Genomic DNA, 13517 nt, shown 5'->3' on the forward strand with positions numbered 1-13517 from the left:
AAAGGAACAGGGGGGATATTTCATGAGTAATAATAAAAAGAACCATAATAATAAAAGTAATAATAAACAAAAGAGCAGTTCGCATCCAAAGCATAAAACGAGTAGCAGTGCGAACGGTCATAATAGCTATCATTAAAAAAAAACGGGTCCTCTATGAGGGACCCGTTTTATTTGCTTCCTTTTAGTAATCGTAAGCCATTCAAAATGACAAGAATCGTACTTCCTTCATGGCCAATAACACCGAATGGAAGAGCTAAAAATTGCAAGAAGTTTGAACAAGTTAGCATGGCAATAACGGCTAGCGAAAAGATTACGTTTTGCTTCACAATACGGTTCATTCGTTTTGATAAACGAATTGCTTGGGAAAGGCGAGATAGTTCGTTCTTCATCAGTACAACATCTGCAGTTTCTAAAGCTACATCTGTTCCTTCTCCCATTGCGACACCAATGCTAGCAGTAGCTAGTGCAGGGGCATCATTTATACCGTCTCCGACCATTGCTACTGTACCGTATTTTTCTTTTAACTTTTTAATCGTTTCAACTTTTGTTTCTGGTAAGCATGATGCGTAATATTCCTTTATATTACTTTCAGAGGCAATTGCTTTTGCCGTTTCTTCATTATCTCCAGTAATCATAATTGCTTCGACACCAATGCTTTGTAAATCACGAATAGCAGCTATTGTTTCTTGGCGAAGCGTATCTTTTAAAGCGATAAGTCCAAGAATGCCTCCCTCATCACTAATATAAACGACAGTTTTACCTTCTTTTTCAAGTGAGGCAGAAATACCATTATGAAATGTCTTTGTTTCTTCACCGATAAAGTCAGCTTTACCTATTTTATAAGCGATGTTTTCCAATCTTCCTTTTAGACCAAAACCAGTTACATCTTCAACCTTTTCTGGTTTTTTTAATGTAATGTCGTACGCATGTTGTGCATATTTAACAATGGATTCAGCTAAAGGATGTGTAGAGTGACTTTCAATTGATGCTGTAATAGAAAGTACTTCTTTTTCTGTTATATTTTCTCGAACATATACATCTGTTACGGTAGGTTTACCTTCTGTTAATGTTCCTGTTTTATCAAACGCGATTGCTTTCACAGAAGCAAGGCGTTCTAAATGTATACCGCCTTTAAAGAGAATACCGTTTCTCGCTCCGTTAGAAATGGCTGATAACGTAGCTGGTGTAATGGCAGCTACGAGCGCACAAGGAGATGCGACTACAAGTAAGATCATAGCGCGATAAAACGTTTCATTCCAGCTCCAGTCAAGTAAGAAATGAGGAACGAACATCATAAGCGCAACAACGAGTAGTACACCTTTTACGTATGTTCCTTCAAACTTTTCGATGAATAGTTGTGATGGTGATTTTTCACTTTGTGCACTTTGGACGAGACGGATAATTTTTTGGAATAATGTTTGATCGCTCGGCTTCGTAATTTTAACTTCGATAGCACCACGTAAATTTACAGTACCGGCAAATACTTCATCGCCATGTCTTTTCTCATTTGGAATAGGTTCTCCTGTGATTGCTGCCTCATCGATATTTGTTTCACCGTTATGAATCGTACCGTCAGCAGGAACACGTTCACCAGGTTTAATTAAAATAATGTCGTTAATTTGTAACTCTCCAACAGGAACACGTTCTTCAGTTCCGTTGGAAATACGTAATGCTTCTTCAGGTTGTAAGTCAAGAAGAGCGGAAATTTCTTTTTGGCTTTTACTTAACGTATAAGATTCCATAGCACCGCTGAGCGCAAAGATAAAGATTAAGATAGCCCCTTCTGCCCAGTAGCCAATAATTGCAGCACCAATAGCTGCAAAGAGCATTAGCATTTCAACATTTAGCTCTTTTTCTTCAATCGTATCTTCAATGCCTTCTTTCGCTTTTGCATATCCACCAACTATATAAGCAAGGATATAGCAAGTAATACCTACATTCATTGCATCGTTCTTTGTGAATAACCAGCCAACTAAAATAAAAATACCAGATGCTACTGCAAATACAAGTTCATAATGTTTTTTTAATGTGTCCCATAAAGAGGGATGGGAAATTGCTTCTTTTGCCTGTAACGTTTTTACTTCTGAGTTCATTACTACTCGCTCCTTCCGAATTCTTATTGAGAAAAATAATCAAAATCGAAACCCCTATAAAACGACGAAAGCTGCCATCCATAATGGATAGCAGCATTTCTGTTGAATCTGTTTTTAATCGTTATTATATTGTAATTATTCTATAGTATATCATATGTTTTTATGAGATGGTACGGTTTTGTTTCAAGTATAAACGGAAAACTTGTGTTTTCGCAATTCCTCTGGTATATATGAATATTGTTCATAAAAGATCGGAAAGGAAGACAACAAGTGAAGACAGAGAAATTTTTTACCCATCCGATTGGCGTATTTATTGCTGCAATAGTAGCAACTTTTTTATGGGGAAGCGCATTTCCTTTTATTAAATTAAGTTATGTTGAACTTGGAATTCAACCACAAGAAGTTGGAGAGCAAATATTATTTGCTGGTTATCGTTTCTTGTTATCTGGGGTAATGCTTTTATTCTTTTTTAAAGTGTTAGGGAAAAATATGAGCTTCAAAAAAGGAACGGGGAAACAGTTAATACAAATTGGTTTATTCCAAACGTTTCTTCAATATATCTGTTTTTATATTGGAATGAGTTATAGTTCGGGGATTGAAGGAGCTATCATTTCAGGGACATCATCATTCTTTCAAATTTTACTCGCCCATTTTGTATATAAAGATGATGCTCTCAATATGAGAAAATTAATTGGGGTATCGATTGGTTTTTGTGGCGTCATTTTAGTAAATGTGCCGAGTGATGGTAGCTTATCATTTCATTTTGGAATCGGAAGCTTATTACTTCTTAGTGCAGCAATGCTGTATTCATATGGAAACATATTAGCAAAAGAAGGTAGTAAAACATTAGATGTTGGCTATATGACAGCATACCAAATGATTTTTGGTTCTATAGGATTATTATGTATAGGGGCTTTACAAGTTGGAGTAATGCCATTTACATTTAGTCTACACGCACTACTTATGCTGATTTATTTATCTTTCTTATCTGCAGCTGGTTTTTGCATTTGGAATACAATTATGAAATACAACAAGGTTGGAAAAGTATCTATGTATATGTTCTTTATACCCGTATTTGGTGTGTTATTATCGAGCATGATTTTAGGTGAAGCAATTCATTCATTTGTGCTACTTGGTTTAGCATGTGTAGCCGCGGGAATTATTGTGGTAAATCGGACGCCAGCTAAGCAAAAAATAGAGCAAGAAAAACAAGTGGCATAGAGAGCAGAAAAGCGATTACAATGGAAGAACAGTGCTGTTCTTCTTTTTTAGAAAAAGGATAATAGACTAAGTGTAACGAAAAAAGATACAAAAAGCATTTATTGAGGAGAACATATTATGAATCTACTTTACGTGGTGTTAATTGGGCAAATACTTCTTTTTTTTATTGGTGCAATTTATGCAATAGGGCAGACAAAAAGAACGAAAGTTAATATGCCGTTACCTTTAGCAATCCGTCTTATTCTTAGTTTTTCTTTAACAGGTAGTGCAATTTGGATATGGTTACAAGATCCATCTGTAGAGTATAGTACGTGGGTTGCACTTGGTATGACTTTATCGACTGTGGGAGATTTGTTTATGGCTGGGTTGATTCCAATTGGTCATCGATTAATTGGTGGGATGGTTACTTTCGCCCTTGCTCATTGTTTTTATGTAAAAGCATTTTTGCAAACAGGAATTTCATGGAATGGTTTTTGGATTGGCTTACTTGTATATGGGCTCTTTCTAATTGTAGGATGGTTCTTCTTTATCCGAAATGATAAACAGGATAAATTGTTTACGATAGGAGCTCTAATTTATGGATTGTGGGTTGGGGGAATGGCGTGCTTTGCATTCGCCTTATATTATGAAAATACAGGAATATGGTGGATACCAGCGTTTGGTGGTTTACTGTTTGTGATTTCTGATTTTATTATTGGCGTGACAGATATCGGAGGGCGCAAATTGAAGTATGAGCCACTTTGGATTTGGTTTACATATGTAGCTGCTCAAATGTGTATTGTATATGTGGGATTATAAAAAGATACTCTCAAAAATAGTGGATAGACTATTTTGAGAGTATCTTTTTTGCTTGTTTAATTTGATTAGTATTGTTATTTTGAAATTTCTAATATTATAATTTAATAATTCAGAATTTTGTAGAAAAATATCAGTCGTATTATTTATAATAAAAGTAAAAAGATGATGAGATGGTGAAATGATGCAAAGGAAAAAATGTTGGCGTGAATTTTTTGGAACGATTGCAATTGCATGTTTATTGGTGTTTTTGGCGAAAATTTTTGTGTTTTTCCCTACGACTGTAAAAGGAGCATCCATGAGGCCGACGTTGCAAGATGGAGATAAGGTGATTGTTAATAAGTTAGCAAAACAATTTGAAAGCTATGGGAGAGAAGACATTATTGTTGTGAAAACAGATAATTTTTATGTCAAAAGAGTGATTGGATTGCCAGGAGATATTATTGAGATGAGAAATAATCAATTATATGTAAATTCTGAAGTGAAAGATGAAGAGTATTTGGATAGTAATAAAAAACAAGCAGAAAAAAAACTTATGAATTTAACAGAGGACTTTGGACCGATTACAATTCCTAAAAATAAGATTTTTGTTATGGGAGATAATCGCTTAATAAGTAAAGATAGTAGAAATGGTTTAGGTTTTATTGATAGAGAAGATGTGTTAGGAAAGTTAGCAGGCATTTATTATCCGTTTGAACATATGAAAATAATAAAGTAAAAAAACCAAGCAAATTTTAGTTTGCTTGGTTTTTCTGTTAAACAGTAGGAGATTCGTTAGATACAAAGATATCTTCATGTTTCTTTGTAGTACTTAAAACGAATTTATGTTGTAGCAATTGTAGTTTAAATAACGCTAAAGGATCATGATATGTTTCTGGATTGCTTCTTAGCGTTGCTAATGTTTGTTCATCTTCCTGTATCTCAAGTTGAGCTGCATCCACATTTTGTTTCAATATGCTAAGTGGATCTTTAAAGAACATCATGATATCGCGTTCTAATGCCCCTTCAAATACTTCAAATTGTAGGAAGAATTGTTTTGAAATTGTGTGAGCAATTTCTGTATAGTCTTCTGTTTCAATATATTGTTTATATTTGTTGGCGAGCATAGATTGGTTTTTTTGCATATTACCAAATAATTTTCCGGCACTTTTTAAGAAAAACTGTGTCGGTGTAAAGCGTAATAAAATATTGATGTTTGTTACTGTAATTCGATTTGTCATTCGTACAACATCTCGATTCCAATCATCTAATAATTTGAAATCGCAAGGAAGTTTCATACGTTCTTCTTTATATAATTTATTAAATGTTTCACTCATTTCATCTAAATAAGCTTGAGCTTGAATAAATTCATTATGTGCTGTTTCAATCCATTCTTGAATAGACCCAGTAAATTTAGGAAGAAGTACCTGTTGTACATGCTTTTGAACTCGTTCATTCATTGCAGCATTTAATTCTTCATGAACTAGTTTGAAATCACTATCTTCTTGAACAAGATCAGAGCAGCTCTGTAATAATTCAGGAATTTGAGAATGTATATCTCGTGTAATTTCTTCTTTCGTTAAAAGATAGGATTCGGTAATAGAGCGAATTTTATCTTTTTCAAGAGCAGTAAGGTTATTAATAAATCCAGTAAGTTTCACTGAGATGTGTTTATTCCAGCGTACGGATTTTACTAATGTATTTTCTAATTCCACACGTTCGTTTATGAGATAAGCAATCGTCTTTTGCGTAAACCATATTAGCTTTTCTATACGTTCTTTTTCTATATCGCGTTTTGCAAGATTAGAGAGAATAGATTCTGTTACATCTCCAAGTTGCTGGCTACTCTCTTGCGAAGGAGAGTATGGGAAGAATTGTGCATCTGGAAAATGCACTTTAAGTTTACTAATTAGTTTTTCATTAGTAGTCGTATTATTTGTGTGTAATACGAAGTGAATTTGTAAGTTTGATACTTGTTCACGTAAATAAATTAACGTATCAATTTCTTCACTATGCAATGGTGAAGAAGAATTTAATACGTAAACAAGACTATCTGCTGCTTGTAAGTATTCAAAGTATGCATTGTTTTTATCCAATTGTCCTTGAATGGATGGTGTAATAAGAAATGTAAACTTATTTTTTCTTAAAAACCTACTTGGTAGCTTAATTTCTATACATCTTTTCTCAAGTTCCGACTGAGCAGATGTAGCCGTTATTTGATGGAATTCATTAAGGTTAGGGATACTTCGTATATCTAACGCGGTAAATTCTGTTATTTCAGTTTGACTAGCGTCTTTAAATAGAATAGGAGTTGTTAAAGTTTCATTTAAGATGTTCTCTCCTAATATTGAATTAACAAATGATGTTTTATCATGGTCACTAGTTCCAGCTATTAGTAGTGGCGTGACATTTAAATCGCATAGTTCATGGACGAGTAGCGTAAATTGATGACTTAAATCTACATCATTTTTCTCAGCCCACACAGCGATTGTTTCGAATAAATGAGAAACTGTTTCCATATTTACATCTGCTTCAGCAGATGTATTAGAAAGTAAGGATCCAGCACTTTTTACGAGTAATGATTCTAAAGTTGTAGGTGAGACTTCATTCCATGCTAACACTGCTGCAGAGACAACTAGAGAATCTTTTGCTTTCGTTAAACTGAACCAATTTGTTAATAAATTTGGTACAAGTCCGTTTAATTCATGCATAAAATGATTTCCGGTAATTAATGCAAAGTATGTTTCTTGATAGCGAGTAGAAATTTCATTCCAATCGTCATTATTGTCTGTTTCAATATGCAAGAATAAATGATTAATACTTTGAATCCAAGGAAGGTATAAGGATTCATGTTGATAGCTATTCCAAAGAGCAATAACAAGTTCTTTAAATTGAGCTTGATCAACAGCATATAGAGCTTTTAAAGACTCATAGAAATATTCAGGCTTAATATTTTTTGTAAATCCTTTATTTATGTAATTTATTAACGTATCAAACCAGTGTAAAGATTGTGTTCGAATACCTTCTTGAACAGCTAGTTCGATAGCGTTGTTCCAATCTTCTTGTTTTTCATAGAAAGAACGTGCAATTGCAGTAATATTTGGGTAATCCGGTTGGAATGCAACAGCTTCACTAATCGTCTTAAAAGCAAGTCCTAAACGATCTTGTTCGATATAAAGAGAAAGAAGTTGTAAGGAAACCTCCATCGTAAGAGTTGTATCTTCTGTTTGAATGGATTGATAAATTTCTTCTGCCTTTGGTAAAAATCCTAGTTCAAAATAAGCATCTGCAATATTTTTTGTTGCCCAAAGTGCAAGAGCATTATTTACTTTTTCCCATTTAAATATAGCTGCTTCAAAATCTTTATTTTGATAATAAAATTCACCTTGAGCAAATCGAATATTAGAAATGTTGGAGAATTCATTTTTAGATTCATTTATATATGCTTCACCGAGTACTTCCGATGCAGGAGTAGAAGTTTCTTCTGTTAAAAATGTTTTATAGTAAACTTTTTGAATAAATTGATTTTCAATGGTCATGTTCGTTCCCCCCTGTATAATTTAGAAAAATGATGTTGTATGTAAAAGGGTTCATGTTCTTTTAATAGGTAGAAGTTGCATTATATAGACCAAACTATGTTTTTGCTAGATATATCATTTTTCTTGAGAGTTAAACCGTTGCGAAAAGTAACTTTCCTTTATTGTAACAAAAAAACACGCATATGAATTTTTATTTTTTATCGGGTCATTTGCGGGCAGTAAGAATCTACTCTCAAAATTGGTGAATGTAAGTGAGTTATGTGGGAGTCGGGATGTCTGTAGAAGCAAGATTGGCGTAGATTAATAATTAGTAGAGGATGAAGAAAAGCCCCACTGATTAAAGTTTCACTTTATCTCTGTTAAAGGAAAGAATAGAAGTAGAGTTCATTATAAAAACAATGTATAGTGAATATGTATACCATGTTTGCCTTAAAGATAGAAAGGGTACAATGTGGAATAACGATCGTGCATAGGATGTGTCTTCCGAATGGAACAACATATTGGCGAGTTAATCGCGCATTATGGCTATTTTGGAATTGTTATAGCTTTGGCTGGTGGGATTGTCGGATTACCGATACCAGACGAGTTTTTATTGACCTTTATTGGTTATAATGTTTCAAAAGGAGTTATGTCAGGAACTGCTGCTTTTTTAAGTGGGATGGCTGGTGCGATGTTAGGGATTACGTTAAGCTACATATTAGGTTTAAAACTTGGGCTCCCTGTTTTAAAGAAATATGGGCCGAAAATTAGAATTAAAGAACATCACATTGAAAAAACACATATTTTATTTGAAAAATATGGGCCATTTCTTTTAATGATTGGTTATTTTATACCGGGAGTACGTCATTTAACGGCATATTTTGCTGGGGTATCAAATTTGACACTTTGGCGTTTTTGTTTGTACGCTTACGGTGGTGCGCTCATTTGGATAAGTGTTTTTATTGGGCTTGGCTGGAAGTTAGGCGAGAAGTGGCGCTTCGTTGAGTATAGTTTACATCATTATGGAATATGGATTTTATTAATTTCAGCAGTTGTTACATGTGTTGTATGGTTTTACATAAAGAAAAAGAAAAACCGCTAATAGCGGTTTTTTTAGCTGAAAGCAATAAATAATACACCAGCTGTAATAAAGACTACACCAACACCGGTCATAAAGTTTAACTTTTCACCGAGGATAATCATAGCGAGAATGATAGAAAATACGACGCTTAATTTATCGACAGGAGCTACTTGTGAAACCTTTCCTGTTTTGAGGGCAAGAAAATAAAATAGCCATGAAGAAGCACCTGCAATCCCACTTAATGTGATAAATAGCAGTGCTTTTTTATTTAGCAGTACGTCGCCGATATTTTGAAATTTACCTTGTATGATAATAACGCCTATCATAAATAATGCCATAATAATAGATCGAATTGTTGTTGCAACGTTTGCATCGATTCCGTCTAAACCAAACTTTCCAAAAATCGATACAAGGGCAGCAGCAATTGCTGATAATAGTGCAAATAAGAGCCACGAACTCATAGTAAAATCCCTCCAATCTTACAGTATTATACATGAAAATGATTCTCATGTATAAAGTTGAAGTAATTAAGGTTTATAGGAAGCATGACTCCAACTTAACTTCTTGCTCCACTTGAATTTTAAGGTGGGAGTTTTACTGCCCGCAAATAGTGGGCTAAATAACGAAATAATCCCCACCTTATATTTTTAATAAGGTGGGATTATTATGCTACTCTGCAATTTCCTCATATAAAAAGTACGTTACATTATAAATATGCTCTACTTCATCGTCTGTCATAAACAGTAATTCGTCACGCTCAATCCCTTTCTTCTTTTCAATAAACTCAATCATATTTTTGCGTTCTTCTCTCTTCATCAATTTTATTTCTCCTCTCAATCTGTTTTAATACAGTTTATTTAAGTTACTGCTATTATATAACAGAATCTTTAGAAAGTTCCACCTATTTTATTGTTTTTTTCAAAAGAACTTTTCGACAAAACAAGCCCACCTAAAGGGGGCTTGTTTTATTTTATAGTCGTAAAAACTCAGGCTCCGTCGTACCGGCACCATCGATGTAATAAATTGTGTCGGGATTGATTTTTATCAATACGTAATTAGGGTCTTCAGGACCGAGTAACCAACGTTTTAAGCTATTATTCCAAAACTTGTTTTTTAATGTTGAGTCTTCCTCGATTGAAGCTAACCCTTCAACTTCAATATAATCTTCATCTAATTTTTTTCCTTCTCGTCCGAGTAGTACATGGACATTAGGATTTTGTTCAATATCTGTTATCTTTTTTGATTGTCGATCTGTTGCAACATATAGTACAAAATCTTCATGGAAAAACATCATAAAGGCACTATGCGGTTTCTCGTTACGTACTGTGGATAATACACCGGTACGTTGTCCTTGAATAATAGTTGCAATTTTCTCTTTTAAGTGCATATTCTTTACCTCTTTTCCTAATTTATATTTTCTCTGTTTAAACAAGATAATTTAAATATCTTTCATACTGTTTTCTTCAAGTCGATTTTTTAAACGTAATTGTGATGAAATCGGACAAGTTAGGAGAAGAATAATAATAATATTGAGGAGAAATACATACGATGGAAGGGTGAAAAGCATGTTTAATAAAATATTTCTTATAGTAGCACTTATAGGTGTACCACTATCTGTACTTGGAAAAACACTTCATTGGCCAGAAACAATTATGTTCGCTGTGTATTGTATTACGATTATCGCGTTAGCTGGTTTTATGGGGAGAGCAACAGAGAGTTTAGCAATTGTATCTGGTCCTAGAATAGGCGGATTATTAAATGCTACTTTCGGTAATGCTGTTGAACTTATCATTTCAATTTTTGCACTTCAAGCAGGGTTAATTGAAGTGGTGTTAGCTTCTTTAACGGGTTCTGTACTTGGAAATTTATTATTAGTAGGAGGACTATCCTTCTTTGTAGGTGGACTTAAATATAAAAGGCAAAGCTTTAACGTTTACGATGCAAGGCATAATTCAGCTTTATTAATATTTGCTGTTGTCGTGGCCTTTGTTATTCCAGAGATTTTTTCAATGAAGATGGACGCTGGCAAGACGTATCAATTAAGTATAGGTGTTTCTATTATTATGATTATCATGTACATTGCTGCATTACTATTTAAGTTAGTTACGCACCGTGGTGTATATCAACATAAAAGTGACGAAGTAGCGCATGAAGAAGAGCCAGAGTGGTCGAAAGGGAAGGCACTCCTTATTTTAGCGATAGCAACACTGGCGGTAGCTTATGTATCAGAGGCGCTCGTGCATACTTTTGAAACTGTTGCAAAATCATTTGGTTGGTCAGAATTATTTATAGGGGTTATTATCGTTGCAATTGTTGGAAATGCAGCGGAACATGCATCTGCAATTATTATGGCTTATAAAAATAAAGTAAATATTGCAGTCGAAATTGCAATAGGTTCTACATTACAAATCGCCATGTTTGTTGCTCCTGTACTAGTATTGCTATCTATGTTCTTCGCGCAGAGGATGCCTTTAGTATTTACCATACCAGAACTTGTATCTATGATTACAGCCGTTTTCTTAACGATTGCGATTTCAAATGATGGAGATACAAACTGGTTTGAAGGCGGCACTTTACTAGCGGCGTATGTCATTATGGGAATTGGTTTTTATTTATTATGAAAAATAGGCATAACAATTGTGCTCAGAGAAAACAATAAACAAAGTAGTATATATACCTTTACATAGGAAGGAGCCAGACAGGTGAAACGAGTATACAGCATATGTCTTTCAACTATGGTCTCGTTTATTTTATTATTTCCTAACATGAGTTTTGCAAAGACAACAGTAGGAACAAAAATGCCTTCATCTGTTTTAAATATTTCAAAAGACAATACATTTCCAAATGATGCGCAAGATTTGCCACGTTTACAGCCAAGTAAGTTTGCTCAAGAACTATTGAAAACAGCTAATATTAAAATTGAAAATCCAGACTTAATTCGGATGTTTAATGAAACGACAATTTCAAATGCGCCGCTTGCAGTAGGGTACCGGGCAAAAATTTATTTAGGTCAATGGGCTTTACATTATGAATCAGTAGACACATCGATTAATTGGGAATATAAACAAGTGAATCGAAATGTGTATGATAATCGCGGAGGAGACCGTTTATATCCACTTCGCTATAAGCAAGAAACACAAAAGACGGTTGAAGGCGATTTAACAGCAGATATGAAAGATGCTGCAGACGTGAAAAAAATGATGCTTCTCAAAGCGCTTGAAAAAGTACAATTGCCCCTTTCGTTTAAAACAACTATTGGTTATGGTACTGGACATGAGCGTGTGTATAATATTAGTCCGAGTCAACTCGGATATTTATACGCTTATACACCAGCAGTAAATGAAAAGGGAAAAGTAACATTTGGAGAAGTGTATCTTGTATTAAAGGGAAATCAAAAAAGACTTGTTGTGAAAAATATTACTTCTCAAGGAATTGGAGCGGCGATTCCAATTCATGATCATTTATTTTTTAAATTCATTTCTTCTTCCCACTCGCAATAACATAAAAAAACGTCAGCTTATAAGCTGACGTTTTTTTATAATGTAATGTTTGCTGTTTTTGATAAGAAATCTTCTGTCGGATAGTAGCTGTTTTTTACAAGAACATTTGGTCCAAGACATTTTACTGCAGGACAGTGACAGCTTAATGATTTTGCTGTTTTTGAAGCACTCCATTTGTCATATGCTTCTTGTAATGTGTTTGTTTGTATGTTTCCTAGAAGTGGAACATCACCAAAGTCCGTCACAATAATATTTCCATCGAAAATATTTACATTTAAACGAGAACGGCCATCTGGATCGTTACGAACGGTTACATTTTTGCTCTCTTGTAATTTTTTAAATGTGGCAATGTCTCGCTCGTCATCGCTACAAGCATAGAAAGGTAAAGTTCCAAATAACATCCATACATTTTCATCGCGAATTTCTAGTAAATGCTCAATCGCATCACGAATTTCAGCTTTTGTTAAAATCTCTAGATTACTCGCGAAGTCACTTGGATACATTGGGTGAACTTCATGACGTTTACAGCCCATCTCTTCGACGATTTGGCGGTGAATATGTTCAATATGTGGTAGAGTTCTTTTGTTTAACATTGTTTCGGCAGATACAAGTACACCTGCATCTGATAGAGCCTTACTATTTGTAATCATTCTTTCGAATAATTTTGCACGTTGTTCGTAAGTAGGTTTACGCTCCATCATTGCAAATCCGCCTTCAACGAAGTCATCAATTGTTCCCCAGTTATGAGAGATATGCAACACGTCTAAATAAGGAATAATTTGTTCGTAACGTGCTAAATCTATAGTTAAGTTAGAGTTGATTTGAGTGCGAACGCCTCGTTCATGGGCGTATTTTAAGAGTGGTGTTACATAGTTGTCGACGGATTTTTTTGAAAGCATAGGTTCTCCGCCAGTAATACTTAAAGAACGTAAATGAGGAATCTCATCTAATCGTTTTAATAAAAGATCCATCGGAAGCGGATTTGGGTCTTTCGGCTGTAACGTGTAACCAACAGCGCAATGCTCACAGCGCATATTGCATAACGTCGTCGTTGTAAATTCAACATTTGTTAATAGTAGTTTGCCGTACTCTTCAAGGTCCATATACGCTTCCCATGGATCGTAAGAAGGAGTAATCGGCTTCATTTTTTGTGATATCGTCATATGAAATACTCCTTTGACTATTGAAATAACAATTTGTCCATTCTCTATAATAGAAGAATATGTGCTTTTTATAAAGTGAAACTTTTTAGCATGAAAAGAGAGAGGGCTTACATTATAGTGGATGACTGTGACAAAATTGGTGAAATTTCATGCCCATAGCAATCATT

The 13517-nt window shown here is 34.4% G+C and carries 12 protein-coding genes; 6 read left to right on the forward strand and 6 right to left on the reverse strand.

The window, feature by feature from the left end; genetic code table 11:
• Positions 1-167: 167 nt before the first annotated feature.
• Complete coding sequence (locus tag NZ044_RS02565) at positions 168-2093, reverse strand: heavy metal translocating P-type ATPase (RefSeq protein ID WP_098506754.1); 1926 nt, start codon at positions 2091-2093, stop codon at positions 168-170.
• Between the two features lie 270 nt (positions 2094-2363).
• On the opposite strand from NZ044_RS02565, the gene NZ044_RS02570 reads away from it, so the two are divergent.
• The 3 genes from NZ044_RS02570 to lepB all read left to right on the forward strand — a co-directional run bounded on the left by NZ044_RS02570 (position 2364) and on the right by lepB (position 4827).
• The gene (locus NZ044_RS02570; protein ID WP_000845710.1) at positions 2364-3314 is read left to right on the forward strand and encodes a DMT family transporter; all 951 of its coding nucleotides are present in this window, start codon (positions 2364-2366) and stop codon (positions 3312-3314) included.
• A gap of 117 nt (positions 3315-3431) precedes the next feature.
• On the forward strand, positions 3432-4112 hold the full coding sequence (locus NZ044_RS02575; protein ID WP_001051075.1) for a lysoplasmalogenase: 681 nt from the start codon (positions 3432-3434) through the stop codon (positions 4110-4112).
• A 178-nt stretch (positions 4113-4290) separates the two neighbouring features.
• Entirely contained in the window at positions 4291-4827 is a 537-nt protein-coding gene (gene lepB / locus NZ044_RS02580) for a signal peptidase I (protein ID WP_098506753.1), read from the forward strand.
• 37 nt (positions 4828-4864) lie between these two features.
• On the opposite strand, the gene NZ044_RS02585 is transcribed toward lepB, so the two are convergent.
• Complete coding sequence (locus NZ044_RS02585; protein ID WP_000151407.1) at positions 4865-7627, reverse strand: tetratricopeptide repeat protein; 2763 nt, start codon at positions 7625-7627, stop codon at positions 4865-4867.
• 487 nt (positions 7628-8114) lie between these two features.
• Between NZ044_RS02585 and NZ044_RS02590 the strand changes: the two genes are divergently transcribed.
• Complete coding sequence (locus NZ044_RS02590; protein WP_000434870.1) at positions 8115-8708, forward strand: DedA family protein; 594 nt, start codon at positions 8115-8117, stop codon at positions 8706-8708.
• 11 nt (positions 8709-8719) lie between these two features.
• Here NZ044_RS02590 and NZ044_RS02595 read toward each other — a convergent pair whose 3' ends face one another.
• The 3 genes from NZ044_RS02595 to NZ044_RS02605 form a co-directional block, all read right to left on the reverse strand.
• A complete protein-coding gene (locus NZ044_RS02595; RefSeq protein WP_000100295.1) occupies positions 8720-9148 on the reverse strand; it encodes an EamA family transporter in 429 nt (142 codons plus the stop codon).
• 208 nt (positions 9149-9356) lie between these two features.
• Positions 9357-9503, reverse strand: a complete 147-nt coding sequence (locus tag NZ044_RS02600) for a BH0509 family protein (RefSeq protein ID WP_000817786.1) — start codon at positions 9501-9503, stop codon at positions 9357-9359.
• A gap of 154 nt (positions 9504-9657) precedes the next feature.
• Positions 9658-10074 (reverse strand): pyridoxamine 5'-phosphate oxidase family protein, encoded by a 417-nt coding sequence (locus NZ044_RS02605; protein WP_000550220.1) that lies wholly within the window; start codon positions 10072-10074, stop codon positions 9658-9660.
• Positions 10075-10252: 178 nt separating this feature from the next.
• Here NZ044_RS02605 and cax point away from each other — a divergent pair, with 178 nt between their 5' ends.
• Together cax and NZ044_RS02615 are read left to right on the forward strand one after the other, a co-directional pair.
• Entirely contained in the window at positions 10253-11308 is a 1056-nt protein-coding gene (gene cax, locus NZ044_RS02610; protein WP_000482131.1) for a calcium/proton exchanger, read from the forward strand.
• Between the two features lie 81 nt (positions 11309-11389).
• A complete protein-coding gene (locus NZ044_RS02615; protein WP_002083605.1) occupies positions 11390-12187 on the forward strand; it encodes a YfkD famly protein in 798 nt (265 codons plus the stop codon).
• A 35-nt stretch (positions 12188-12222) separates the two neighbouring features.
• Here NZ044_RS02615 and yfkAB read toward each other — a convergent pair whose 3' ends face one another.
• Complete coding sequence (gene yfkAB / locus NZ044_RS02620; RefSeq protein ID WP_000156022.1) at positions 12223-13350, reverse strand: radical SAM/CxCxxxxC motif protein YfkAB; 1128 nt, start codon at positions 13348-13350, stop codon at positions 12223-12225.
• Between the last annotated feature and the right edge of the window lie 167 nt (positions 13351-13517).

Origin of the sequence: Bacillus sp. FSL K6-1338, from assembly GCF_038006965.1 — a bacterium.
GTDB lineage: Bacteria > Bacillota > Bacilli > Bacillales > Bacillaceae_G > Bacillus_A > Bacillus_A thuringiensis_S.